Raw genomic sequence first — 26,430 nt, 5'->3', positions numbered from 1 at the left:
ATTTGTTGAAAAACATTTGTTCAATGGCTTGTTTTATGAAGATACCCATGCTATTATTAAATTAAATAGTACATGATATTTAAAGGTGGTGAGAAGGTGAAGGAGATCGTGATTGATGAGGATACATATGTTGTAGCAATAGACTACTTTAATCGTCTAATTCTTTCAGACAGAGAGAAAGATGCATTAGAGAACTTGAAAATCGATGAAAGCATGGTACTAACTGCAGTTGGAGCAATGAAGAAGATGGTCGAACTTAACAATATGACACGCCAAGACGTTCAGGTTTTTACAGATCAAACTATCAAAAAACTTAATCGAGCTTATGTCGAAAAGTTAAAAAGGAGCGAACAACAATGAACTTAACTACAGAAGAAAAAGCAGCACGTTTTGATGAGATATATAGTTGGATGCTTTGGTTAAAACGCCGTGTTATCAAACGTAAGATTAATCGACACCATCTACGTGTCTTCTTGGACGCAATGAAGAAACTGACAGATACGGAGGAGATTCAAGATGGACTCTAATATCACTTTAATAGCGTGTGTTGATCAGAATAATGGTATCGGTAAAGACAATCAATTGCTATTTAATCTACCTGACGATATGCGTTTCTTTCGGGAAACAACGCGAGACTCAATTGTTATCATGGGGCGTACTACATACGAGTCGATTGGAAAGCCGCTAAAGAATCGCATTAACATCGTATTGTCTCAATCTTATACATCTGTAGAAAAGTTTGAGTTAGCATTACATGGAGTCATCGTAATGGACGACCTTCGAGAGTTAAAGAAGATCCTGAATACATATGACCCAGAGAAGGAAGTTTTTATTATCGGTGGCCAGTCCATCTATGAGCAGTTTATGGATACAGCAGACCGTTTAATCATTACCCATGTCGATAAAGAAGAGGCAGCAGATTCGTTCTTCCCCCTGATTACTGATGAGTGGTTTGTGACAAAAGAGATTGAATTAACAAGATCAGCAACGATTCGCTATTATTCACCTGTCTAAAAAATCTATTTAAAACAAGGAGTATTTAAAATGACTACATTAATCAAAAGTAACGTGTTGGATGAAAAGACGAAGCAAAAGGTAATCCGATCTTATATTCGAGGAGAGGACATGCAATGTATTGCTAACTTGCGAGGGTTATCCCTTCTAGAAACCCAAAAGATTGTCGAAGACATGTGGCAAGAAGCACGAAACACCGGTAAGACTGTACGAGTCACACAGAAGAGAAGCATGACAACGGGTGAGATTGAGTTGTACGGAAAGATGTCGAAGTACGTCAGACACGGCTTCCTTCGAAGTGAGTTTAATCTATCGTACAACTGTATCAACAGATTACTTGATGTCTATCGCAAAATGGTCGGTGAAGAATTTGTTGGGGAAGTTCTGTTAGACAGCCATCAGCCTCTGATGGGGATTGAAAAAATGAATATCAATCATATTACGTCGTGTCCCTGTTGCGGTCACAAGACGATTAACATCATAAGTTCTGCCTATGAAGATTCTAGTCCGGTAGAACTTAAAACAATCTTCGAGAAGTATGACATTGATTTGACGGCCGCTAAACAGAACTACTATTGCAAAGAATGTTTCAGCGAGTTCTTCCTGATTAGCCACGAGAAAAAGGTAGAGGTTGACGGAATTAAGAAAATGGAAAAGATTGATCACCCGTACAATGGGATTGTTAAATTCAATCACTGGGCAATGAAAGAAGTTTAAGGGAGAGATACGATGAAGAATTATGTTGTTTATCACTTACATAGCGACTTTAGTAACTTCAACGCAACTGGAGCGGATTCAGTAACAAAATTTGAAGACTACGTTAACCGCGCAAAAGAACTAGGAATGAAAGCAATTGCTTTCTCTGAACATGGAAACATTCTTAGTTGGGTCAAGAAGAAACAGACAGTCGAGAAAGCTGGACTCAAGTACATTCATGCTAACGAGATTTATATGACTGAAACGCTCGAAGAGAAGAAACGTGACAACTATCATATGATGCTGATTGCTAAGAACTATGACGGAGTGCTTGAGCTTAATGAGCTCTCCTCTCGATCATACCAACGTGATGGCCATTACTACTATGACCCACGACTCAGTATGGAAGAGGTTATGAATACATCTGACAACATCATTGTTACTTCAGCATGTCTTGCGAGCTTGCTTTGGAAAGGTCGAGTTCGTCTTGGGCGAGAAGATGCAGCAAACACCTTTATCGAGTGGATGACCAAAAATAAACATCGTTGTTTCTTTGAAGTTCAATATCACGACATTGATGATCAGAGAGCATTTAACCGCTATTTATACGATTTACATAAAGAGACCGATGTACCGCTCATTGCCGGAACTGATACTCACGCGTTAAATATGGAGCATCAGAAAGTACGTCAGATGTTCATGAAGACGAAAGGTATCAGCTACGGTGACGAGGATTCATTCGACCTAACATTTAAGTCTTACGATGAACTTGTTCAAGCGTTCGATAAACAAGGAGAACTTTCTGAATCGGTTTATCTTCAGGCTATCGAAAACACTAACGTAATGGCCGACATGGTTGAAGAGTTCGAATTAGATTATTCGTATAAGTACCCAAAGGTGTCAAAAGATCCTCAGAAAGACTTTAACGAAGCAATCAAGGCAGGTATTAATAGTCGTGGACTAAAGAAGATGCCGGAAGAGAAGATTGAAATCTACAAAGCCCGTATTAAAGAAGAGAAGCAGGTTTACAAAGAGGTTGGAGCAATTGACTACATGTTGCTGCAGAAGAAGATTATTGACTGGGCTAAAGATCAGAAAATCTACCCTGGCTATGGTCGCGGATCTGTATCAGGAAGTCTTGTTGCTTATCTAATGGGGATTACAGAAATGGACAGCGTTAAGCATAATTTAAACTTTGCTCGATTCATGAGTAAGGAAAGAATTAGCCTTGCTGATATTGACGTGGACATAAGTCCTTCAAGACGGCAAGAAGTGATTGACTATGTAGCGTCCCTTGAAAACGAATTAGATAACTTTTATTTTTCCGAGATTGTTACATATAGTCTTTTTGGGATCAAAGGAGCTATCAAATTAATTTTCAAGCAATTCGGAATGGCCGAAGCTGAAGTAAATGCTCTCACAAAGCCAATTGACGAGAAAAAAGAAGCGCAATTCGAATCGCTCATGAAGAAATACCGTAATAACTACCCAGAAGCGATGTGGTATGCAGAGAGATTAGTAGGTGTAATGAGTCACATTGGTTCACATGCAAGTGGTTTCGTGGTGTCGCCAGTAAAGCTTGATACGAATATGGGAACGATTCTTGCAGATCCGAAAACTTCTGACAAGCGTGAGAAAGCAGGTTTGCGAACCATTTCAGCTATCAATATGAAAGAAATTGACGGACTCAACTTTGTGAAACTGGATATGCTTGGGCTGAGCTCAATTGAGCTGACAAACGACACTTGCGAAATGGCCGGCATTGATCGTCTCACACCAGATACAGTCGATGCTTCAGATATGAATGTCTGGAACTCTATGCTTGATACGACACTATCAATCTTTCAGTTTGAAAGCGAGACAGCAGAAAGTTATTACCGACGATTATTTAATCCAGATACAATTACTACTCTCAAAAAGTCTATTGGAGAGAACCTGGACTTGATGAATCTGTTCTCTATCGGAAATGCTGCCATCCGTCCATCGGGGAACTCTTATCGTGACGCATTAGCACAGGGGAGAGTTGTAGATTATGGCCATGAAGCTCTGAATGACTTCTTGGCTCCTACGGCATCTCGAATGATCTTTCAGGAGCAAATCATCCAGTTCTTAATGGAGTTCTGTGGTTATTCTGGCGGTGAGGCAGATTTGGTACGTCGAGCCATTGGGAAAAAGCAGAAGGAGCAGTTAGATATTTATGTTCCTCAGATTAAGGAGCGGTTTATCGACACTATGGTTAAGCAACATGATACCGACATCTCTGAAGCGGAAGAACTTGTTAAATCGTTCCTGCAGGTTATCCACGATGCATCTGATTACGGATTCTCGATCAACCACTCTCAAGCATATAGCTATATCGGATATGTGAATGCTTACTTACGCCACTATCATCCTCTTGAATTCGGAGCGGTACAGCTTCAAATCTTGGCCACAGAATCGAAGGAAGGATACAAAGAGAAGACTGCAGCAATCACCGCATATCTCAAGTCTCGCGGAATCACAGTCGTTCCACCTAGATTCCGGTATGCCAAGAGCAAGTATGCAGTAGATAAAGAGGCAAGCAAAATCTTTAAAGATACCAAATCAATCAAAGGTGTTCAGACGACAGCAGGAGATAACCTGTACGCCCTAAGAGATCGGCAATACAACTACTTCACTGACCTACTTGTCGATGTAACTGAGGGCTCTCTGGCGAATAAAACGAGCCTTTTAAACCTGATTAAACTCAACTTCTTCAGTGAATTTGGCGGAAACGCTAAGCTACTCAAGATTTATGAGGAATTCGACGGAGGTAAAAACAAGTACGACAAGAAGCACGTTGCCAAAACGAAAGAGAAACGCTTGCCACTGCTGCACGATTTCGAAAGTTCACTCGAAGATGAGTCGCTTCCGCTTAACGAACAGATTGCAGCAGAGCTAGAACTTCTTGAGTATATCCAGTCTGATCTATCCTCTCTTGATCCGTCTGCCATTTTAGTGACGGCCGTAGATACCAAATACTCACCTCGTATGACAGTCATGAGATTGCAGGACGGAGAAACAACACAGATCAAGATGGCTAAGAACAACTACTTCACTCAAGAAGGGACGCCACGATTACTTCCTGGAGATGTTGTTAAGTTCACCTCTACAGTCCGCAAGAACAAATCAAAGATGGTAGACGGCAAGTGGCAGAAGCTAGATGAGAAAGAGCTATGGTTGAACAGTTTTGAGAAAGTGGTGAACCTATGAGTAAATATGGAGCAAAGAAGACAGTAGTAGATGGGATTCGATTCGACTCACGAGTTGAATCCTTGTACTACCTCTATGTGAAAGAATTAAAAGAGAAAGGTGAGCTCAAAGACTTCAAGTTACAACCAGTCTATGAGTTGCAGCCGAAATACGAGTACCAAGGTTTGAAGCGGAGAGCAATCAATTATAAGGCAGATTTCTTACTGATTGATAACGAAGACAAAGAGACGGTCATCGATGTCAAAGGAATGCCCACTTCAGACGCCAAACTGAAACGGAAGATGTTTGAGTACCGTTATCCCGACAAAGACCTTAAATGGATCGTTAGGAACTTGAAGCGCGGGTCTGAGACCGGTGGATGGATTACATATGAAGATAATGAAGAAGGTAAGAAGAAAGCGAAGAAACTAAAAAAAGCCTCTCAGAAATGAGGGGCTTTAAAATTATCAGCGATTGTCGTCTTTTAAGCTGTTGTTTGACAGATCTCCCCAACCTGCGTCCTTCGCTTGTTGCATTAATCGCATAGCAATTTCGAGATTAGGAATACGTGCTTGACCACGAGCTGCCTGAAGTTTTCCGTCAGGACGACGCCAAATGAAACGATAACCATGTTGATTCGTTCCATCGTCATAAGTATAGATACACCATTGTAGACAGAGAGTCCAACCGCCACGAATACCTGATTTTGTTTCTTGAGTTTCATTTAATACAACGACACGAGCTGATTTTGCTGCCATTTCAAAGCACTTCCTTTCTGATATGAATCCATGGTAACACATAAGAACTTATGTGTACACATTATAACACATTAGTTTTTTACCAACGTTTCCTCTCTTCCTCTTTTGACCTCTGTTTCAATAGCCCACATCGTTACATCTATCACGATAAGCGTAATGTTGTGGGCATAAGAAAACCGACCTCTTATTGGGTCGGTTCTTTGTTTTATAGCAATCCTTCTCGTTCTAGTGCTTCTCGTAACACCTCGTTAACAAACGTTGATTTAATGCGGCCTTTGCCTAGTGTATTGAGCTTCCCGACAGCCTCTATGACGTCTTGATCGAGGTAAAATGCCATCTGTTTTTTCGTCTTTTTATCATCGACGATATTGTCCAGAAGAGACTTTTTCTTCGCATATTTTCGTTTCGGATCATTCACGCGGATGTTATCAACTGGATTTACTGAATCTATATCTTTTTGATGCTCATTTTTGTTATCTATTTGATTTACATCTTCATTATTCAATTGGTCTTCCTCTTCGTTATATACTTCGTCATTGTTAACAAGTTTGTTATCATTATTGTTATTATTAATAAGTTCATTATTGTTATCATTATTATTAACATTACTATTATCATTTTCATTAACATCTTTGTTATTAGTAACAACGTTTTCTGAAACTTCTTTATTACCAACGCTTTCTTCGTATTCAGAAGCTACTCCACCAAATGAAGATAGAAGCTTTCTCTCTCTCTTAGACATTCTTTTTCCCCCTCATTATATCTAATTCTTTCACTAATTCAAAGTAAACTCTGGACAACTTATCTTTAGGTTTTGATATTGTAATTGGTCTTTCATCGTAACCAACACTTGTTGAATATTGGATTGAATTCGGAATGTGATTTCGAGCAATTCTTATACCATGAATTTGACCATAATCTCGAAGCATCATAATAACGTTTCGGTGGATCATTGTGTTTTCTTTGACCATGGTTGGGACGACACCAATGATTTCAAGCATACTATTGTTGTCCTCTTTAAACTCTCTGAAAACCTTTAGAATCTTTATGAGCGAACGCATACTATAAGTTTCCGGTTGGAAGGGAATCAAGATACCATCTGAAGCCGTTAGGACGTTACCTTGCGTCAACCCAAGATTAGGTGGTGTGTCGATTAAGATGAAGTCGTATAGTTCGCGCAGCTCATCGACAATCTCTTTCAATAAGAAGAAGCGACGTTCGAAGCTGAATTTATTTGGGTCTTCAAGTACTGTAAACTCAAATGCCACCATGTCATCATTAGTGGCCATCAGATCGATGTTCTTGTCTACGGTCATGATTGCATCTGCTGGGTCTAACTTGAATTCAGACGTATGATCAGCCGTCAGCAAGTCAAACACCGTATGCTTCACTTTATACTTGAACTCATCTGGATTCTGTCCGAAAGTCAAAGCTACATTAGACTGAGAATCGACGTCAATGATCAGAACACGCTTCCCTTTGTTCGCAATCACCCCAGCTAGATTCGTGGTGACGGAAGTTTTTAGAACACCACCCTTATTACTTGAAACAGCAATAACCTTAGCAGTCATTCAAATCTCTCCTCTTTAGTTTAATTTTATGATTAAACTTAAACTTGTTATTATTAATGATAACATTTTTAATAACAAAAACAAGTGTGTTAACACTAATAATAACATTAGCATTAACACACTCAGTAATATTATAAATAATCATAGCGGAAAACGATCTCAATCTTAAAGAAAGCCCTTCTCCAGTGAGGTCTCTTCGTATATTTTATTTCAGATACTGCTTCCTTTAAAACTTGATTCTTATGAGAATGAGTAGCATCTGACTCAAAATATTCTATTAATCTTTCTAGTTTTTCTTCTAATTTATCATAATCTTTTCCGGTTAATTCGTTCATCTTTTTAATGTATTCTAATTTCTCTCTAATGGTATCGAAGAAACGCTGCATCAATCTGTCTTCTGATACTTGGCCGGTCTCACATTCTTTGTTTCTACAATAATACGCATCGCTACGTGACTTTCTTCTGTGAACATGAACACCTTTTCCGCATTCGCTACAAACTAAAACGTCCTTGAACGGGTTATTTGTTTTGGCGAATGTCTTCTTCTTATTGTTCGCTCCAAGGTAAAGCTGTGCCTTGATCCATGTGTCTCGATCTATTAGCGCTTCATGCGTATTCTCTGACCTTACAAACTTTTCTTTATCTCGAACAAGCTTTGGAACATACTTTCCTTGTCGGTCTCCATCGTCTTTGAACTGCTGCTTGATACCAAAAACCTGTGTCCCTGTATATTTCTCTCTCTTTAAAATATTGTGAACGGTGACGACATGCCATACAGGTTTTCCGCCAGGAGAAAGAACGCCACGAGCTGTTAAGTCTTCAGCAATCTCTTTCGGGGTCTCTTCATCTATCACGAAACGCTCAAATATCTCTTGCACAATGTGAGCCTGAGAAGAAGAGGGAACGAGTCGCTTGTCTTTGTCTTTAATATAACCGTATGGAGGTTTAGGAGAGACGTCACGGCCATCTCTTGTGGATCGAACCCGTCCTAGCTGCAAGCGACGAACCGTTTCGTTTAACTCAAGATGACTCATATAGGTCTTGAACCCGACAGAAAAAGAATCTGAACGATTATTCATGTCATAAACCTGATCTGGTGTTATAATAAGTGTGTTACTTCGCAAAAAAGATCGTTCGATGATACCTTGGTCAATCTTTGACCCGCGTGTTAAGCGATCAAGATCAGTTACGAGGACACCTTGAAACTTTTGCTTCGACATTTGTTCAATCAAAGCATTCATCTGTGTCCGCTCGTATAGGTTTTCTCCCGAAACAACTTCTTTAAAAACGGCAACTACATTCAATCTGTGGTCATCAGCGAACTCTAAAAGTTCTTTTCTGTGTCTATCCAGTGTGTCCTCTACATTTTGAAAAACGGAATTCCGCGACTCTCTTTCCTTGTCAGCCCGCGATTTTCTAAGGTATATAGCGACCTTCATTTCTTTTATCTCGGGGAATCTCATAACTTATCAACATCTCCTTGCCCACGTTTACGTCTATCATATCATAAAAAATTTACTAACCTCTAGATAATATTGTGTTTATGTGGTAGTAATCATTTTTCACTTGTAAACACCTTACTGAACAGGATATGAGGTCATAGAATTACTTATATTTATCGACTTATCCACAAGTTCCATTTACATACAAAAAAGTTGTTGACACTTATCCACATTTAAGCGAAAATAAGAGCAACAACAAATAACTGAACAGAAAAAAGCCAACGGCTCACAGGTATGTTTGGCGACATCCTATGAGACGATCCCGATAAGGTGATATCGGAAACGCACTTCACATTGGCTTTCATACATTAAGTTTATACACTTATTGTAGGGAAGGTAAGCGTGAAAGTCAATAATCTATTAAACAAAATTTGTTTTAGATTAAAGGCAGCCTGACTTTATACATAAGCCAAGCGTGTTTTCCGAAGATTCTACTGAGCCAACAGTAGCTTTGGGAGACGCGCTTTTTGATGTTCTCAAAGGAGAATCGTCATGGCCAAACAACGGATCGACGTCGTACTAAATACCGACTCTATCAAATCGTACATCAACCACGAAAGCATCGAACAACTGAATGAATCATACTACGAACACTTGAATTTGAATGCCGATCTACTTACGAAGACAGAGAAAGAGTTATTCTTTCGCTTATCGCAATATGCAGTCAAGCATTGTGGAGTGGCCTATATCTCAATGAATAAGCTTGCTGGGGTAGTAGGGTGCAGTCGGAAAACTGTCCTTCGCGCCTATAAGAAGTTCAAGAGCTTAAGTATGATCGAAGTGTTTCATGCGAAACGGAAATCAGATAATCGCCAAACGTCTAGTATTATCCGCTTCGTGAAATTACAAAAAGAGACTAAGACTGTGAATGTGGTAAATGAAATAATTGAGGATGTCTCAGAAGATGTCCCACAAGAAACCGGTCAAAATGTCCCAGCAGTAAGCTCTTCTCTTTTAGGCTCTCAAAAATCTTTAGATCTTAAAACATTCGATACACCGAATGCTCAAATTGAAAATCCAGTGACAGCTTTCGAGGGAAGTGAAGACTTGCATCGTGCATTACTTCCACTTGCGTTATCAGAACGAAAGAAGGTCGAATTACTTAATACGTTGGGTACACGCTCACTGCAGCGCACACTCATCAATATGTTAATCAAAGAATTTCCTGCATTCATGCGTAATTTTGATGTACTTAATCATTTGGGATTGGTGAAGTCCGCCGTAGCACGAACAGTTCATGTGTCGAAGGAAAAGGAGGTAAAGAATATGTTGGGGTATTTCGTGAAGACATTGGGGAACTTGCTTCGGGAAGAAATGAAAAAAGAAGTCGTCGACCTTGTCCTTGGAGATGTTTTGGACGCAATCGACGAGCAGGAGTGTTATGTATCGGTTTGTGAGGAACAGGCACGTCTTTGGAGTCCTGTATGGTGTCATGAGGTGTACGAGAGTGTGTTGGCGTTGATTTCGGTGCAATATAGGACTGCCTGAAATAAAAAGTACCAAGGGAAGGGGATTATTTTTTCCTATTTCCCCTGTAAAATCAACCTTTTAGCTGTTTTGCTAATGCTTCGCGAGCGGCTAAGAAAAGTTGATCTAATTGTTTGTCGTTAAGGCTGTACCCGAAGTATTTATGTACTTCTTTGTGTAAAAATAGTTTTAGCGTAACCTCATAATTATCCGCACTAAGGTTTGGATACTTTCGTCCAACCTCTGTGATGGCGGCCTCGAACAAGATGGCCAATAATTCTTGATCTGTGATATAGGCTGAGAACTTCTTGCTGTTCATGATTTTCTTCACTCCTAGTGCGAGTAGTGCTGCTAACGCTCCTACTCCTGCAATACTCAATTCAAATAAAATGTCTGCCATGCTTAATCCAATCCTTTCTCTTCTTGGACTTCCTCGACAATTTCTTCGAGGTTTGCGTTTTCAGTGAGTGCTTCCTCAGCGTTCTCTAGCATCGCCTCAAGCGATTCTGTTTTGCGACGTGTCCAAAGCAACCAAGGGCTTAAATCTTTATGACCCGCTTGAACCATGTTCTCTAGAACGGACTGGGCTTCACGAAGGAACATGATACAGTATGAAAGTGTCCCGACTAACCCTGCGACGTCCTGAAGCTGTTCAAAGCGGTAAACTAACCCGACCAATACGATGACGATCATGTATGAAAGTAGTTTGCGACGAGTCCCGATCCACATCTTATGACTCGATAGTGCCTTAGTTCGGATTGCTTTAAAAAAGCCACCTGACTCGCGTGAGATGGCATAATACTTGGTGATTAAGTCTAAGATGAGTAATCCGAGTGTGATCATGGCATATGTGCGGTAACTCTCTGTCGGGAAACAGATATACGAAAAAATACCGCCAAGCCATATTAGATATGGGTTGACGGTCAACCAAGCACTTGCCATGTAATCGATAACCTCTTCCTTGTAGAGTCTTAATTCTTTTAACAAAATCATCATCTCCATTTCCGATTTTTCTCGCATGGAGATTACGTCAACTTCGTCAATTTCTTGTTAGCTGAAACGTAGAAGATTTGACCTTTCGAGTTTTTAACTTTGTACCAGTTCTTGTCTGAAGTCGTAGCGAGGTATTCGAGTGTCATATTCTTTTTCATGACCGCATAGACGACATCTTTCCCCATCTCTGGTTTCGTCCGCATGTTGACGTCAGCGAGAGCCGTTACTTCTTTGGCTTTGCTGGGTGTAGGCTTTTTCATAACCGGAGCCTTTACGATTAATTTGTCACCGATTTGAAGTGAATCCGACTTTAATTTATTCCACGTCATGAGATCGCGGACTGTGACTTTGTATTTGATTGCAATCTTAGTAAGGTTGTCTCCACGAACGACTGTATACGTATCTTTCGCGTCTTTCTTGACCGCTTTCTTAACAGTCGCGTTTTGGACGACTGCTTTCGCTTTCTGAACAGCCAAATCAACTGCTGAAGGTTTCTGACCGCGTACAGCGTCATACAGCTCAAAGTGAGGAGCATCGTAGAACGACTTCCAATCTCCACCCCAATCGAACCCTTGTTTTTTCATTTCAGCGACTACTTTTCGGAAGTCTGCGTCAACGACCCATTTCGCTTTTGTGATTGAGCCATCATATAAGAAGAAATCGACCGCTACCCCGAAATTGTGGTTCGATTGTCCACCACGCGCTTGCGTGACGACACTACCTGGAGTAGTGCGTCCTTGTGCGTAAAGAGCATTCTGTTCAGCGATTGAGCGATATCCTTGAGCGACACCAACATAGATTCCCTGTTTGTGCATCTCAGTAATGACGTAACGAACTTTGTCTGCGACGATTTTCTTCATGCCTGGGTTGTTAAGACGAACGTTTGCTTTTTCTAATAATTGAGTTAATGTGATTGCCATGTGTAAGTTTCCCCTTTTGTGTTTCGAGATTATGTAATGCGATCTATATAAAAAAGGGAGAGACCGTAGTCCCTCCCTTTGTACTTAAATTAAATGGCGTCCTGAAGATCAGAGATCTCTTTTTGTAATGATTCAATCTCTAACTGTTGTTGTTGTACGGCTTTCCAGAGCATCGAGGTTAAAGCGTACACGTTGATAGAGTCACTTTCTCCTCCGCGAAGCAGCATAGGTACAGCTTCTGCGAGAACTCCGATTTGTTTGTTTTCGAAATTAAACTCATCTACATCCGACTGATAATGATATGTATAAATATTTACGGATTTAACAAAATCAATTGCATCCTCGTTATATACTTCGATATTAGTCTTGCGAGTAACGGAAGACGTAAGGGCGACACCTGACGCATAAACCTTCCCAGGAGCATAAATATTGCTTGAACCAATGCTTACATTGCTTGTACCTGGAGTATTATTAAATGCTCCTCCAATACCTAGTCCATCCATAAAAGTAATACCGTTGGGAGAAGTAAATTTCATTTCGTTATACGCATAGAAGTACATCTTATAGTCAGATTGAATGTCTAATCGAGGATTCGTTCCAATCGCAGCGATTCGATAAACCATACGACCCCAAGCCGACTCGCTCTCTATTACGTCCATCCGTAATCGAGAGGTTGTATCCATTGTGCTTTGTGCGTAGAAACCATAGTTGCCATCTAACCCTACGGTTTGGTTTGTCCCTGTGGTTGGAGTGTAAACAGTGACACCGATAAATCCGTTTGAGATGGAAGCGAATTCAGCAGATCCTGAGCCATATTTATAACTCCGCATCTCTCCACCGTCTAACGTGATCCATCCTGTAGTTGTACTTACATATGTGTTAAAACTTAATCCTGATATTGTCCCTGCGCTAATCCGGTTAGCTGCAATCGTCCCGGTGTAAAGACCGTACTGATCAATATATGTCCCGTTTGGAACATTAGGTTTACCTGAAACATCGTCCCAGTTCACTGCCATTTTATTTGTGTTATTCCAGTTGATTGCTCCGCCGTCGATAACGACATTTTTTAGTGTCAGCTTTCCTTCTGTATTTATGTAGAAAACATCTGTTGCGGTGATCTTGTTCCTCATCTTGAATCCGCTCGAAGGGTTCATTGAAATGATATAGTCGTTGTTCTCATTTACGAATCCTTCTGTTTTGTTCATTCGAACACCAAATCCACCGTTTGTGATTTCAAAAGAAGCATTATCTAATTTCATGCCGAATGTCCCAAACTGGATAATGTTTTCTCCGTTTGCGTTTTTAACGACACCAGATTTAAAGTCTGCGTTAACGATCTTCATATCTGTAGCAGTAATCTTTTGTGTGTTTAAGTTTCCGTCCGTATCCGTCCAAAGAAGCTTCTCAATATTTTCTCCGACGTACTTAGCGATATAAAAACCTTCGTTATCAACAATCCCAACCTGATTTCTACGATTGTCTACTACTAAACCAAAACGGTCAGCGTCTCCAGAGTTTGAGAGTAGACCGATCTTCATTACCTCCTCGTCTGAACGATTTGAAATTGAAATCTTATTTCCTAACATTCGAACGATCCCATCTTCGTCTTCGATGGTTAAATTAACACCGGCAATAATCTTCCCGAAGACTCTTTCCCCAACGATACCTTGAGGTGTAATCGCAACACTCCAAGAGACACCTTCGTCTTTTGTGATAGCCATACGACCATTCTGAATAACAAGGTATTCGTTTCTGTTTTCGTAGTCACGACTTGTCAATCCGCGAGCAGAGAATTCTGTTAGTCCTGCAGCTCCGCCAGTGACTTTCTTTCCGACGGCATCGAAGTTCTGATTAATCAAAGCGTTGATTGTCCCATTGTTTTCAACGCTCAAGTCCCACTTATATTTGCTCTCATTTACGACTGTAGAAGCGAAAGAAGCCTGATAGATCATTTTTAAAAACTTGTCAGCAGAGTCCTCTTCGCTAGAAAAGTTTGCAATCTGTAGGTCTAATGACTTTTCATAGTAGTTTCGTGTAATACCCAGAATCTTACCTTCTAGTACACGATGCTCCCAGTCATCTTCTGTTCGAACGGTGTCACCAAGATAAAGCTGCTTGTGTGCGAAAGGAGTCTCAAGGGAAGATAAGAAGTCCACGACACTTACGTTCATATTAAGAGAAGGTCTACTAAACTCTTTGAATGCCTTACGTCCTTCTTCTAGTAAATCCTTCGCTTCTGTGATTGAATCGTTCGACCATTCTTTACGAATGATGTAGTATGAACGCTCTTTTATTTGTTCTGGTGTAAAGTTATTACGGATCAATAGTTGCTCTTTTAAAAGGCCTAATTGTCCACCTGAAGCACCGAGCTCAACATACCCTGTGTCGTAGTATGAATCTCCAGCTAAATCAGATAAGAGAGCGACCAATGAATCAATTTGCTCCTGAAACTGAGCAATTTTATCTACGATGACTTGCTTTTCAGCTTCATAAGTTGGATTCGAAACACCATTATTTGTACCGAGCCAAATATCGATTTGCTCTTGCTTCTTGACTAGCTCCGTGTCCTCGATAGATTTTTCAGTCTCAATATCACTAATTTGCTTCATATATGTCTCAAGCTGAAGAAGAATTGTCTGAAATGAGGGAGTTAAATCTTCTATTTTTTTCGCATACTTGACGATTGATCCAGCCAATGAATCAGACATGAACATACTGCTTTTGATAACATTTCCATTAGTGTCTTCTTGGTAAGGGTAAAGAAAGTAGCTAAAGTCTTCGATATATGTAGAACCAGTAGGGTTAATTTCACGAATTGTGAGTCCTTCTGAACCGTACAGAGTAAGCTGCGTAGCAAGACTGTCTGAGCTAGAATCTTTACTCATAGATAACAAATAGTTATCGTAAGTCAGCTTTAAGCCTCGATTGCGTCCTACTTTGTCCGGGTGTTTGAAATGAATTTTTGAATTTAAGTCGTCATAGACGGGGATTGCTCCGAACTTTTCTGCCGCTGCAACAACCAATTCTCCTAGTGAACCATCGTGCGTAAATTCACGACGCTTTAGTTCAAACTCAATATCCACATTCCCTAATGCCCACATCGTATCCTCGTCACGATCAACGGTCTCTCGAATGATTTCAGAGAGTGTCCATGAAGAATAATCAAGACCATCTGGATTAGTATTCTCAACTGTTGAAAATGATTTGATTGGGATGTCAGATAATGTGTATGCCGTTGATTTTGCTGTAATCATCGCTTTCTTACTATCTACGTCAATATTACGGCTGCTAATGATATACCAACGCTCTTCACCTTCGGTGCTAAGACGAATCAACATACGCTCCAATAGTTTTTGTGCGTTGAGATTAACTTTGTTCTCTTCTAACGTTTCGTACTTCAAAGGAACACTGAAGGTTAGTTCCGTCAATTGTCCAAGGTTAAAGTTTTCAGTCTCGTCCTGAACCTCGCTGAGACGAGCAATGACTTTTCTATCTGGTCTAGCTAAATGAAGGACTGGCCGTTCAATAGGGGGTTGAGCATCAAAATACATATCGTGTGTTCTCCTTAAATACAAAAAGACGCCCCGAAGGACGCCTCTCGTTAATATTTTGTGTTTGTCTTCCTGGTCACGACCAGTTGTTCTTCATCTTGTTAAGCTTAGAATTCAAGTAGTACTGTCGAAAGATTCGTTAAGCAAACTTTTCAAAAATGGCATCAATATAATCAATAATAAACAAAGATATAGCCACCAGTATTTTAAAAAGAAGGAAACCTCATTTAGCGTAGTAATATCTCTTATGAAATACTCTAACATTCACTTCATTCCTCCGATGTTTGATTTTTTTGTTCAACAGCTTGACATTGAATAGCATCAATCACTTCCGCCACTTCTCCGTAAGGTTCTTTTACAAGCGCGTTCAAAACCTTTTGCGCCTGTTGTTCTGATAGTTCAAATGTAAAATTCATTGTTACCACTCCAAATGATTTATTTCTTCATAATTAATATGAGGATACTGTTTTAAATATTTTTCCTTACACCCACATGTTGAACATTTGTGTTCATATTTAGGGGGATTACTAAAAAAAACTTTTCCTGTCGTTTCCATTTGACCTGGAATTCTGTTTTCCTTAAAACATAGATCACAAAACATGCGAGTTTTAAAGAAATACAAGTTCATTCTTCCCTCCATTAGACCGCCTCCATTGCGAATTTTCGACGTATACCACTTGATGACGTAAGGTACAGGAAAGCTCCATCGTATTCGATAGAATGATTGGCTGGTGTTGTAAGTAGTGTCCCCGCATTAATCCGAATGGGTGCCACGGTACTCGAACCAGCTCCAATATGAAGCTTTGCTAAAGGTGCGTTTATTCCAATTCCAACACGTAAATTAATCAAGTCTCCATAGATTAAATCACCTAACGACATGTAGTTGCTGGTTGTCGCGGTTGGGGTATTGATAGATTGACCAACCAGAATATTATTGTCACCCGTTGTTAGTAGAAGACCTGAACTTTGTCCAATCACTGTATTTTTTTGCCCTGATGTCAAATTCCGCATACTATCTTGACCAATAATAGTATTAGAAGATCCAGAAACCAAACTCAGTAAAGTGGTTCGACCCATAGCAGTATTACCTGTTCCACTTGAAAGATTTAGTAACACCTGTTGACCTATCGCCGTATTATTACTACCTGTTGATTTGTTTAATGCTTGATAACCAATTGCGGTCAATCCTGCTCCATCTAAGTTGGATGCTAGTGCATATGCTCCTATTGCTGTATTGTTGTTTTGTGTTGATAGTCTGAGTGCGTGTTGTCCAATTGCTACATTAAAGCTTGTCGTTGTGTTGTCTCGCAAAGCATTATATCCGATGGCAACATTGTAGCTACCTGTTGTATTCTTATCGAGAGAAACTGTACCGATGGAAATATTATAGCTTCCCGTTGTTGTGTACCATCCTGAATCTGCTCCGATAGCAACGTTATAATCCCCTGTTGTTAACCGATGTAGTGCGTATGAACCGATAGCAACGTTTCGCGCTCCTGAAATGTTTTCAAATAAAGACCAGCGACCAAGCGCAATATTACGGGAACCATTCACGTTTTTATAAAGAGATTGATAGCCCATAGCAACATTCCAGAAACCTGATAAGTTATTTTCCATTGCTCCATGACCGATAGCCGTGTTCATCTCACCTGAGGTGTTGTGTTCACCGGCCGCGTTTCCTAAAAATACATTGTTTAAGGTTTTTTTAGCTGGTCGAATTTCAAGTACATTTTCACCTGTGCTACTTTTTATTTTAAATGTAGCAGGAACGATACCCACAATTTCTTTGACGGAAATATTTTTAATTAATCCCGTAAAGTCGGTCGTCGGCGTGATGGTTAAATTCCCTGACCCAATTGATTGTATTCCTTTTGAATACGTAATTAAGCTCCCTACCGCTTGGTACATTTCAAACGGTGCCGAGTTTCCGATTGTTACTTTAAACTTGAAACCACTGTTGAGAGTGTCAGTATCTTCTACCGTCATCACGACTTGATATTGCTTTCCGTCTGTCGCTGCCAGTGGGTATGAAAGAGGTGATACGTTTCCAGTGACATGTTGAAACCCGTTTGTGAAGTCTCCAGTCCACCCTATAGAAGTCCATCCTGCGGGAGTGAGCAGCTCACTTCCGAGCGGCGCTGTTTCCGAACTGGATGCGACCTTTAGGTTTTCCTCAACATTTGTGACACGTGTTTCAACGGCGTTGATAGCTGTCGGATCAATGTCTTGAATCTCTACCCAAGTCGAACCATTCTGCCGGTATACTTTTCCTGTGTCGCGCGCCATTGAAGTATAACCTTCTTCTGCGGAAGGATAGGTCGTAGATAACAAAGAAAAGCTATTGACAGGCTCCTTCCATATCAATTTTGAGGAATTAATAATTCTATTGCTTAAATTTAGTTCTATTTCTTTTGATGTGTTTTCAACGTCATGTCGTAGCTCTGTCAATTGATTATTATAGGAATCAATATTTCTATTTACACCATCTATATAAGCATCCAAGCTCTCATGATTTCCATCTTTGTTGTGATAAATACGATCCGAAGGAAGAGAGATATTTCCTTTTCCTTTATATCGAACAATTACTGTATTATTAAAGCCACTGAAAAAGTACAGGACTCCATAAGTGTAATCTACGAAAAATTCATTTTCTTTAGCGTTATTAGTGTCAATTTCGAAATATCCGTCCACCAAGACGCCGTTTTGTTTAACTGGCAATTCAGACAAAACAACTCGACCGTCAACTTGTTTTAGCGTCTCTACTTTATCTACATAAGGATCTATCATTGAACCATCTCTTAATTGATATAAGAATGGACTAGGTGTTTGAAAATTCATTGTTCATTGCTCCTTAAATCTCTATTTATATATTAACGATACTTTTCACGGTATCTAAATTTAAAACTAGCGTTCCCAACTAGCTGAATAGGAGAGACACCAGTCTCAACTTCTAAGTATTCCTCGTTACAAACATCATAACGATAGGTTTCAGGCAGTGATGATTCGAGATATTTGTTTAGGCAATCTATAATCAACACCTCTCCTGACGCCATTTGTTTCACCTCAAGGGTTTGTCCTGTTCGGACGTTTATCACTTTGACTGGACTTCCGCTCGAAATATTACCTTTTGCAGTAATCTCGATAAGTGGGAAGAGTGACCTAGTACCCGTATTTTGAAAGCTAAAAGTGGTCGCACTCTTAAAATCAAGTGCTTGAATCGGACTCCACCAATATGGGGAGTTGGTAACGAATGACACTTCGATGTACCCTTGGTAGCCGTCATGCTTAAGAGATGGCTCTCCATCAATCATGGCGTAGATGACGCGATCAGGACGTTCGTCAAAATAGAACGGTTTATAGTAATCGACGTCTAGCCAATTTCGAATGATATCGAGTTGCCTTTCATCGACCCCATGTTCAAGATACAAGGACATGTTGAAGTTGATGTTCTCTCGCGTAATCGACTTGAAGAGACTAAAGTCTCGATTCTTGACTGATTCGGATTCAACCGTCCGACTTGCGATTAAGGAGTCTTCAAATAGTCCACCACCCGTCGAAACCTGTACTACACCATAATGCATCGAAGGAATCCCGTCATATGTAAATCCTAGAAAGTGTTTCAAATAATTCTCACCACCATTAAAAGTATCTTTTTATCCATAAGAAAAGAGAGGAGGGGAAACCCTCACTCTCAGAACCGTTTGTTGAATTTGTTTTGCTGCAAGTTGATAAGTTCTTTTGCAAACTCTCTTGCACCTTGTTTGCCGTCTTTGATTTGGTTATTCGAGAAGTCCAGATGGATATTCTCAATCATGACACCATCGTCTCGACGTTGAGCGATGTTCGGTTTCGTCTTCACACCGTTCATCATCTTCCACAATGCTTGCATAGGCTTCATCATAGCGTCTGTTTGCTTAATTGTTTTCAACAAGTTCGCAGTCTGTTGCTCGGTCAAGACGAGTTCCTTTTTATGAAGGATAGCCATAGCACCAGACTCAGGGATATTACCCGGAGTCATACCACCTGTTTTGAACTTAGCAATCTTGTCTTTAAGAACGTATCCCTTTTTGCCGTCAGCTTCCACTTGGTAGTAAAGGCCTTTGTCTCCAAGGATTTTAACTTTCGTCCCTTTGTCGATCATCTTGATTGCATTGTCTTTAAGGTAATAAGGATCTTTGCGAAGTGCTACATCTTCTGCAGCTTTTGAAGTACCTGTCTTCGTATCTTTTACCTTGTTGATCAAGTCATTATACAGGGCGTCCAACTCACGTTGGGAGATGATAGACTGGCTTCTCAAGTCATCTAATGCTTGCGTGAACCGAGAAGCGACCTTCCACCGGTCATCATCGTTCTTTGCATTTTCGAAGTCTTTTTTGTATTTAGAAGTGATTTCATTTTCCATCGTGTCTATGTACTTCTCTTTTTCTTTCATCGCTTCTAGATAGATATCGTACCCACCTTGACCAGCTTCCGCCTTAACTTTAGACAAGCGAGCTTTAGCTCCACTACTGCTATACTTGTAGTCTTCTTGGAAGTCATCAATGATTTTACGCATGTCTTGAATCTTATCTTGGTGTTTGTCATCGAATCCTGTTCCGTACTTAGTCGAAACGTTCGTCGTAGACAGCTCACTATTCTTAACCCAGCCTACTTGACCGTTATCAAGCTTTATCTGAGAATGAGAGTCTGTCTTACGAATGACCTCATACTGACGACCATGCATGAGCGACCCGATAATTTTCCCATTTACAGAGTCCCTTACGTCAATACCTTGTCCGCTTTTAGCTTGATTCGCATACATCTTGTATGCTCCTTCAGCGTTATCGTTCGAATGGTCATCACCAGCTGAAGGGGTAGGGGCTGTCGTATTGAAATTTTCATCTTTCATTCGCTTCATTAAATCAAGAACTTCCTTGAGTTTGGCAATGATATTGTTCTCAATTGAATCCCCAAGAAGGTCATAGGCAGTAGAGCCGTCTGCAGCCAATTTATCCAAAGCTTTCTTGAGATGGTCTGACATCGCAATGGTCTTCAGATCAGTCTCATCGTAAAGTTCTGCCATGTCACCGACGATTCCTTTGAACGTGTCTCCTGAGTTGTCTAAGACTTCTTTAAAGTATTTCGATGTCCCTTTGAGCATATCTTTCGCCATTGCCTCAGCGTTATCATAATGGCCTTTCATTATCTGGTCACGAATCGCTCCCCATTTACGTTCGTCGTTCAATAACTCGTCATAAGACTTGTTGAGCTGCTCCTTCATATCTTCGTAGAGCTGTTCTTCTGCCTCGCGGCGTTTCTCTAAGAGTTTTTCGTAGTCATCGAAAGCTTTGTCTTCTGCTTCTTTCTTCTTGTCCATGTTTTCATTGTAAGCGTCTCGTTCGTCTTCAAGCGCCTCGCGCTGTTTGTCGCGATTACGATCATAGAGGTAGTCAGAACGTTCTTTCTCTAAGTCTTCGAGTTGCTTAAGCAATTCTTTTCTCTTCGCTTTCGCCTCGTATGAATCGTCGAGAGACAATGCGTTCAATTGCTTCCGAATGTCTGCTTCGTTCTTCGCGAACTCATCCATTTGTTTCTTGTTCGAACGAGAATCATCTTCTTTATCCATTGCTTTCAGTCGGTCGTCGATAAATTTGTTGTATTTATCTTGCTCGTCATCCATCTGCTTCATTTTTTCTTCGTGAGCATTCCGTTGCTTATTCAGTGCGATATCGTAAGAACGCATACGCTTTTCTTCGACTTCTTCAATCGCTTTAATCTCGGCATCTCGTCGTTGTTCAATTGCATCACGCAATGTGTCGATGATACTATCTGCTTGTCCTGCCAGCATCTCACGTTGGGCATTGTTTAGATCTATAATCGACTGTTCGAGACCGAGTAGCTCTTCAGAATACTTCTGGACGAGTTCAAGTTGATCTTTATACATTTGAGACGTTCGACCATATTTTTTCTGAACTTCTGCAAGCTTCTTGACCTCATAGTCCATCGCGCGTTTCTTAATTGCAAAGAGACGCTTCGTATTAGCTTCTTGCTCGACAGTGTAACGATAGTTCTTAATCTGATCAGTATTCGATTCCCCGACTAAGACTGACTTTCTTCGGTCAAGGTAAGCGTTTCTTTCTGTATACTTGTTACCCTGCACACGTTCGAGTCGTTCACGTAAAGAAGCTTTATCACGCAAGAGATCAGCTAGAGCATCAAGTTCTTCATATTTCTCTTGTTTAAGTGCTCGTTTTAAGTCTGCCTTACGTTGAAGAAGCTCAGCACGACGAGCCGTGGTAAGATATTTTGCACTCTTGCCAGTTAAGTCTTCTGTGATTTGAGAAATTTCTTGCTCCGTTTTGATTCTTTGTTTCTTCGCATTTGTAAGCAACATTTCATCAACTTTAATACCACTTTCAGTTGAACCGCTCATGCGTTCTCTACGGGCTCTTAGGTCTTCTTCTTCTCTTACAAACTCTTCATATGCTTGATGAACCATGTCTGCCCGGTTTGTAAACAATTCAAGGTAAGCTTGAGACAAAGCGTCTTTTTGTTCGTTTAAAGAAATTTCTGCGTCGCGTTCAGCTTGTTTTTGAGCAGCAAGAGCAGCTTTCGTTTCGGCAGCTTTCTTTTTAGCGTCCGCCTTTTTTTTGGCTTCAGACTCTGTTTTAGGGTTAGAGCTCTTAGACTTATTCGAGCTAGATGATCCAGATCCAGAACTTGCGAACATCTCTTTATAGAAAAATTCAACATTGCCTAACCAGTTTTTGTTTAGGCCATTAGGGTCATTGGCGGCATTTCTAGGTGCGTATTTTTTTTGAATCGCTGACAATGTTTTTTTATCAGAGTAATTTTTTGCAAGGTTTTTAATATGCGACTCAATACCTTGATTGATATTGTCAAACTGAATAAGCTTCTTCCAATTTGAAGAAGGGCTCATCATTCCACCGACGTTATGCTTGTATTTGATTCCGTCGCTGGTTCCGCGACCAGTTTCAGCCATCGCAATTGCCATCGCAAGGACAGGGTCAACACCATACTGTTTTCCGAACTTCTCAAAAAGGTCTTCTTTACCTTTTAGCAGTCCACTTGCATAACCATCCTTGATTTTGTTCGTAGGCTTTTTCAAGTAAGATAGAGGAGACTTAGATGATGAGCTCGTCTTAACCGCGCTAGAAGATATAGATGATGTAGACATCGAAGAAACAGACGCCTTGGTTGAGCCAGAAGACCATTTATAGGTTGTCTTTTTGCCTGACTCAGCAGATTTAGCGGACGAAGTAGGGTTGACTAGACCTTTTCCCCACTGAGATTTCTGCCCGTTTTGAGCACTGTTAATCTTTCTGATTTCATAATGCAAGTGTGCTCCAGTAGAATTTCCAGTACTACCAATTGAGCCGATCTGCTGACCAACACCGACCTTTTGCCCAGTTTTAACCGTGATCTTGCTTAAATGAGCGTGGAAGTGAAGATAACTTCCAGACTGGATAACAACTGTGTTTCCGTATTGCCAAGGAACTCCCCACTTAGCGTTCGTACCACCTGCATGAACTACCGTTCCGTTGACGCGTGAATCGAGTCGTTCTCCGTTGTACCCTTTTAAATCAATACCTTCGTGAACCCACGTTTTACCATTTATTGTTCTCTTCTGACCGTAAGGACTATTTGTTGTTCCCCAACCGGATAGAACTTTTGAGCCGGTCTTCTTAAATCCGCTACTACTAGACCCAGAGCTCTTAGACCCACCGCTACTCGCCGGAGGCTTATATGTCGTAGTATCTTTTGGCTTGGTTGTTTGTTTGATTTTGCCGTCTTTATCTACGACGTAAGTAACTTCGCCATTACTGACACCGGTAGTAGGGATAAGTTTCTTTTTCTTATTCGCATCTTCAAGAGCTTTTTCATAAGCATTTGTTGCTTCAATTTGCTTCTTAAGTAAGTCAATCTCTTTCTTTATCGATTCACTATACGCCTTAGACCCTTTAACATACTTTTGACGTCTACTTTGCTGTTTCTCTAAGGCTCGTGTTGCCTTGTCGATAGCTTCAGTATATTTATTCGTAAGATATGTAGAATCAGTTAGGGTTTCCTGTTTATCTTTTTCTGACTCAGTGGTTTTCTTATTCTGCTCTTCGGCCGCTTTATTTGCTTTATTAAGGTCTTTGATTGATGCCCCCATACCCTCAGTAATGATGGCAGCAGAAGCGTCTAATGCTTTGATCTGACCTAGCACGTTCTCAAGGGCACGATAGTAAGGATTATAGTCTGTCCGCGTGTTGACGTCGTAAGCGTGCATGATACCACGAGCATTAGGATCTGGATTGCTACGCTCCAATTCGATTAACGCTTGCATTTGTTGCTTCTTAACTTCAACGAGCATCAGCTCCGCTTGAGCAACAGTTTTGATGGATTTAATCTTGCTATTCGCGAGGTAGGCTGAGTACTTAGATTCTGTTAGCGTATTTAAGAGAGAGACTTTCTGTTGAGCAACCTTATCTTTGAATTGCTTAAGTTGGGCTTCTCGTAAAGCTTCAACTGCTTTCTGGTTTAACTTAACTACGCCATTTTCAACTTTAAAAGCACTAGCCAATTGTGGCATTTTTTTAACAAGACTCATCATTTCATCCGCTGTAAACGTATGTCCATTTGCAGCGTCCAAGAGAATCTCATTATATCCACCTAGCGTGTCTGTGAAAGCAGAGAACTCGTCGTCAGTGTAACCAAGTTGTTCGGCTAAAGTAGATGCTCCGGCGGTAGCCATGTCTGCAGCATCCGCAAATTCTCCCATAGCGTCTGTAGCTTCCATTTGTGCTGCTTTTAGATTAAGAGCTGCAACTTGAGCATCGCCCATAGTCATATTAGAATCGACTAACTCTTTATCTGCAGCAGAAACCTTATAGCCAAAGCTATCAAAGAGAGGGATATTCTTGCTAACAGTAGAGGCGATAGATGATAACTCGGTGTTTAGCTTACTGTATTCAAGAGATTCTTTATCGCTTAGCGAACCCTGCTGCTCTAGCTCACGTTTTCTAGCAGTTAAAATCTCAATTTTAGAGATTGAATTTTCTACAAAGCTATTGAACTGAGACCCTTGATCTTGTTTGCTTGAGGCACTAAATATTTTCTCGTCGATCGTCGGCATATCTGCCATATCTTTTGAAATCCCTGCAAGGATATCTTTTAACTCTTTTACTTTTTTCTTTCCTTCATCTGTTTTATCGTTATAGAGAACTGCCCCGTCAACCTGGTCAAGTAGGCTGTCTACAACTTTTCGTTGCTCTTTACTCATAGAGTCATAACCGATTTCTTGTTTACGCTCTAGGTCAAAGATATCTTGTTTAAGTTTTAAAACTTCAGCGGTTTTCTCAGCACGAGCACTTTCTGCTTGAGCTCGTTTTATCTCTTCTTTGATCGCATTTTTAGCTTGGTCTTGTTCCGAAACCTGTGGAGTCCCACCGTCTTTGGCAGAGAGATAAATTTCTGGCGGTTTACTTTTGTTTGTTTGCTTAGCTACCTTAAGAGCTTTTTCAAGTCTCTCTTTAGCTTTTTCCATATCAGCAAGTTCTTCTTCACTATCATTCAGATTGTCTTTCTTTTTGAGTAATTTTTCTTTGCTCTTTAAAGCTTCTAACTCTTTAAGTTGTTCGACGTGTTTCTTGATTGAGACAGAAGTAGATAAGTGAGTTCGACCTTGTTCATCAACTTTCGCTACAAGTTCCGGCATATAGTTGCCTAATTGTTTCTGGGTCTGATAGAAAAGTTCTGTTTCTTGAGCTGTTTTGTTCGTTTTACTCTTGAGTTCTTCGTAGCGATCCACAAGTTCATCGATAGAATCTTTGTTGTCGCTATACGTCTTGATTTGATTATTCATTTTCTTCTCAAGAGCATCAGCTTCATTCTTAGCTTCAGCGAACTTCTTAACGATCCAACCGATAGCAGCCGTAATACCTGCTAAAGCAAGACCTACACCTAAAGAAGTAATCATCATCATACCGATTGATTTACCAACACCTGCAATAGCACCACTAAGAACTCTCATTCCTGCACCGGCAGTTTTTCCTCCAGATTTCATGCGATCCATAAAGGTTAGAGTTTGAGCAGATTGAGCGTTTACTCCTGCAGTAGATTGACGTTGTTCTTTAAGAACTTCTTGTTGGAACTGGTATTCATATGTAACCGCTTGAAGCTTATCTTTTAAGTAATCTAATGCTCCACCTTGCGTAGCGAAACCGCGAAGAGTAGGGTTCATTAGCGTCGCTAATCCTCCCATTGCAGCAGTTACCATCCCTAATCCTAAAAGTAAGTTTCCTTTAGAAGGATCAAGATTAATAATTGCGTTAAGAGCATTTGTCATTTCTTTCAGAGCATTTACACCTAAGATAATTCCGTCCATCATGAATGATTTAGACGCTGTAATTGCAAACTCTTGCCATGCAACTTCTAAAGAGTTGATTTTAGATTGGGCAGACTCAAGGTATCGGGCATTCTCTTGTAATGCTGACCCTTGCGAATTTTCTGAAACAGTTGTTGCTTTTAATGCTGCATCATAGTTCTGCATCAAACCTACGACATTCTGTTACTTTCATGCGTAAGCATTACTGACCATCAGTTGATGGCGGAGGAGGTTCTTCCAAGAGTGTCTTTACACTCGACCTTCCCTCTGTACCTTCTTTAAGATTATACGTACAGTTCAGACTATAGATTCTCCAGTTTAAAGGAGCTGAACGCTTAGTCGTTACGGCTCTATTCTATTGAATAGTTACCTCGGT

Annotated in this window: 19 protein-coding genes; 7 read left to right on the top strand and 12 right to left on the bottom strand. The window is 40.4% G+C overall.

Features of this window, described 5'->3' with window-relative positions:
* The first annotated feature begins 96 nt into the window (after nt 1-96).
* The 6 genes from KNP96_RS14040 to KNP96_RS14015 are packed head-to-tail and all read left to right on the top strand — an operon-like array spanning nt 97 to nt 5,372.
* Nucleotides 97-360, top strand: coding sequence for a hypothetical protein (locus KNP96_RS14040; RefSeq protein ID WP_214771317.1), 264 nt, complete (start codon nt 97-99; stop codon nt 358-360).
* The gene (locus KNP96_RS14035) at nt 357-527 is read left to right on the top strand and encodes a hypothetical protein (protein WP_214771315.1); all 171 of its coding nucleotides are present in this window, start codon (nt 357-359) and stop codon (nt 525-527) included. The genes KNP96_RS14040 and KNP96_RS14035 overlap by 4 nt, the downstream gene beginning before the upstream one ends.
* The gene (locus tag KNP96_RS14030; protein ID WP_214771311.1) at nt 517-1,014 is read left to right on the top strand and encodes a dihydrofolate reductase; all 498 of its coding nucleotides are present in this window, start codon (nt 517-519) and stop codon (nt 1,012-1,014) included. The genes KNP96_RS14035 and KNP96_RS14030 overlap by 11 nt, the downstream gene beginning before the upstream one ends.
* Nucleotides 1,015-1,044: 30 nt before the next feature.
* Nucleotides 1,045-1,731: a hypothetical protein gene (locus KNP96_RS14025; protein ID WP_214771308.1), complete on the top strand. Its 687-nt coding sequence runs from the start codon at nt 1,045-1,047 to the stop codon at nt 1,729-1,731.
* Between the two features lie 12 nt (nt 1,732-1,743).
* On the top strand, nt 1,744-4,941 hold the full coding sequence (locus tag KNP96_RS14020; RefSeq protein WP_214771305.1) for a PHP domain-containing protein: 3,198 nt from the start codon (nt 1,744-1,746) through the stop codon (nt 4,939-4,941).
* Nucleotides 4,938-5,372: a DUF1064 domain-containing protein gene (locus KNP96_RS14015; RefSeq protein ID WP_214771302.1), complete on the top strand. Its 435-nt coding sequence runs from the start codon at nt 4,938-4,940 to the stop codon at nt 5,370-5,372. The genes KNP96_RS14020 and KNP96_RS14015 overlap by 4 nt, the downstream gene beginning before the upstream one ends.
* Nucleotides 5,373-5,387: 15 nt before the next feature.
* On the opposite strand, the gene KNP96_RS14010 is transcribed toward KNP96_RS14015, so the two are convergent.
* The 4 genes from KNP96_RS14010 to KNP96_RS13995 all read right to left on the bottom strand — a co-directional run bounded on the left by KNP96_RS14010 (nt 5,388) and on the right by KNP96_RS13995 (nt 8,712).
* Nucleotides 5,388-5,678, bottom strand: coding sequence for a hypothetical protein (locus KNP96_RS14010; protein WP_214771299.1), 291 nt, complete (start codon nt 5,676-5,678; stop codon nt 5,388-5,390).
* A 205-nt stretch (nt 5,679-5,883) separates the two neighbouring features.
* Nucleotides 5,884-6,420, bottom strand: coding sequence for a BrnA antitoxin family protein (locus tag KNP96_RS14005; RefSeq protein ID WP_214771296.1), 537 nt, complete (start codon nt 6,418-6,420; stop codon nt 5,884-5,886).
* A complete protein-coding gene (locus tag KNP96_RS14000; RefSeq protein ID WP_214771292.1) occupies nt 6,413-7,249 on the bottom strand; it encodes a ParA family protein in 837 nt (278 codons plus the stop codon). The genes KNP96_RS14005 and KNP96_RS14000 overlap by 8 nt, the downstream gene beginning before the upstream one ends.
* 131 nt (nt 7,250-7,380) lie before the next feature.
* The gene (locus KNP96_RS13995) at nt 7,381-8,712 is read right to left on the bottom strand and encodes a recombinase family protein (RefSeq protein ID WP_214771290.1); all 1,332 of its coding nucleotides are present in this window, start codon (nt 8,710-8,712) and stop codon (nt 7,381-7,383) included.
* A 531-nt stretch (nt 8,713-9,243) separates the two neighbouring features.
* Between KNP96_RS13995 and KNP96_RS13990 the strand changes: the two genes are divergently transcribed.
* Nucleotides 9,244-10,239 (top strand): hypothetical protein, encoded by a 996-nt coding sequence (locus KNP96_RS13990; protein ID WP_214771287.1) that lies wholly within the window; start codon nt 9,244-9,246, stop codon nt 10,237-10,239.
* 52 nt (nt 10,240-10,291) lie between these two features.
* Here KNP96_RS13990 and KNP96_RS13985 read toward each other — a convergent pair whose 3' ends face one another.
* The 8 genes from KNP96_RS13985 to KNP96_RS16875 form a co-directional block, all read right to left on the bottom strand.
* Nucleotides 10,292-10,618, bottom strand: a complete 327-nt coding sequence (locus KNP96_RS13985; protein ID WP_214771285.1) for a hypothetical protein — start codon at nt 10,616-10,618, stop codon at nt 10,292-10,294.
* Between the two features lie 2 nt (nt 10,619-10,620).
* The gene (locus KNP96_RS13980) at nt 10,621-11,238 is read right to left on the bottom strand and encodes a phage holin family protein (RefSeq protein ID WP_214771282.1); all 618 of its coding nucleotides are present in this window, start codon (nt 11,236-11,238) and stop codon (nt 10,621-10,623) included.
* A gap of 5 nt (nt 11,239-11,243) precedes the next feature.
* On the bottom strand, nt 11,244-12,131 hold the full coding sequence (locus KNP96_RS13975; RefSeq protein ID WP_214771280.1) for a M15 family metallopeptidase: 888 nt from the start codon (nt 12,129-12,131) through the stop codon (nt 11,244-11,246).
* Nucleotides 12,132-12,220: 89 nt separating this feature from the next.
* Complete coding sequence (locus KNP96_RS13970; RefSeq protein WP_214771278.1) at nt 12,221-15,682, bottom strand: phage tail protein; 3,462 nt, start codon at nt 15,680-15,682, stop codon at nt 12,221-12,223.
* Between the two features lie 269 nt (nt 15,683-15,951).
* Nucleotides 15,952-16,098, bottom strand: coding sequence for a hypothetical protein (locus KNP96_RS13965; RefSeq protein ID WP_214771276.1), 147 nt, complete (start codon nt 16,096-16,098; stop codon nt 15,952-15,954).
* A 223-nt stretch (nt 16,099-16,321) separates the two neighbouring features.
* Nucleotides 16,322-18,520, bottom strand: a complete 2,199-nt coding sequence (locus tag KNP96_RS13960; RefSeq protein ID WP_214771274.1) for a hypothetical protein — start codon at nt 18,518-18,520, stop codon at nt 16,322-16,324.
* 32 nt (nt 18,521-18,552) lie between these two features.
* Nucleotides 18,553-19,305: a phage tail family protein gene (locus tag KNP96_RS13955; RefSeq protein ID WP_214771272.1), complete on the bottom strand. Its 753-nt coding sequence runs from the start codon at nt 19,303-19,305 to the stop codon at nt 18,553-18,555.
* A 68-nt stretch (nt 19,306-19,373) separates the two neighbouring features.
* Complete coding sequence (locus KNP96_RS16875; RefSeq protein WP_285801463.1) at nt 19,374-26,219, bottom strand: peptidoglycan DD-metalloendopeptidase family protein; 6,846 nt, start codon at nt 26,217-26,219, stop codon at nt 19,374-19,376.
* Nucleotides 26,220-26,430: the final 211 nt, after the last annotated feature.

Source organism: Exiguobacterium sp. s133 (assembly GCF_018618595.1).
GTDB lineage: Bacteria > Bacillota > Bacilli > Exiguobacteriales > Exiguobacteriaceae > Exiguobacterium_A > Exiguobacterium_A oxidotolerans.
This window is presented reverse-complemented; position numbering and strand designations above follow the sequence as displayed.

Coding starts and splice junctions, on each gene's coding strand:
- KNP96_RS14035 (WP_214771315.1), top strand. CDS start 357: ATGAACTTAACTACAGAAGAAAAAGCAGCACGTTTTGATGAGATATAT.
- KNP96_RS14030 (WP_214771311.1), top strand. CDS start 517: ATGGACTCTAATATCACTTTAATAGCGTGTGTTGATCAGAATAATGGT.
- KNP96_RS14025 (WP_214771308.1), top strand. CDS start 1,045: ATGACTACATTAATCAAAAGTAACGTGTTGGATGAAAAGACGAAGCAA.
- KNP96_RS14020 (WP_214771305.1), top strand. CDS start 1,744: ATGAAGAATTATGTTGTTTATCACTTACATAGCGACTTTAGTAACTTC.
- KNP96_RS14015 (WP_214771302.1), top strand. CDS start 4,938: ATGAGTAAATATGGAGCAAAGAAGACAGTAGTAGATGGGATTCGATTC.
- KNP96_RS14010 (WP_214771299.1), bottom strand. CDS start 5,678: ATGGCAGCAAAATCAGCTCGTGTCGTTGTATTAAATGAAACTCAAGAA.
- KNP96_RS14005 (WP_214771296.1), bottom strand. CDS start 6,420: ATGTCTAAGAGAGAGAGAAAGCTTCTATCTTCATTTGGTGGAGTAGCT.
- KNP96_RS14000 (WP_214771292.1), bottom strand. CDS start 7,249: ATGACTGCTAAGGTTATTGCTGTTTCAAGTAATAAGGGTGGTGTTCTA.
- KNP96_RS13995 (WP_214771290.1), bottom strand. CDS start 8,712: ATGAGATTCCCCGAGATAAAAGAAATGAAGGTCGCTATATACCTTAGA.
- KNP96_RS13990 (WP_214771287.1), top strand. CDS start 9,244: ATGGCCAAACAACGGATCGACGTCGTACTAAATACCGACTCTATCAAA.
- KNP96_RS13985 (WP_214771285.1), bottom strand. CDS start 10,618: ATGGCAGACATTTTATTTGAATTGAGTATTGCAGGAGTAGGAGCGTTA.
- KNP96_RS13980 (WP_214771282.1), bottom strand. CDS start 11,238: ATGCGAGAAAAATCGGAAATGGAGATGATGATTTTGTTAAAAGAATTA.
- KNP96_RS13975 (WP_214771280.1), bottom strand. CDS start 12,131: ATGGCAATCACATTAACTCAATTATTAGAAAAAGCAAACGTTCGTCTT.
- KNP96_RS13970 (WP_214771278.1), bottom strand. CDS start 15,682: ATGTATTTTGATGCTCAACCCCCTATTGAACGGCCAGTCCTTCATTTA.
- KNP96_RS13965 (WP_214771276.1), bottom strand. CDS start 16,098: ATGAATTTTACATTTGAACTATCAGAACAACAGGCGCAAAAGGTTTTG.
- KNP96_RS13960 (WP_214771274.1), bottom strand. CDS start 18,520: ATGAATTTTCAAACACCTAGTCCATTCTTATATCAATTAAGAGATGGT.
- KNP96_RS16875 (WP_285801463.1), bottom strand. CDS start 26,219: ATGCAGAACTATGATGCAGCATTAAAAGCAACAACTGTTTCAGAAAAT.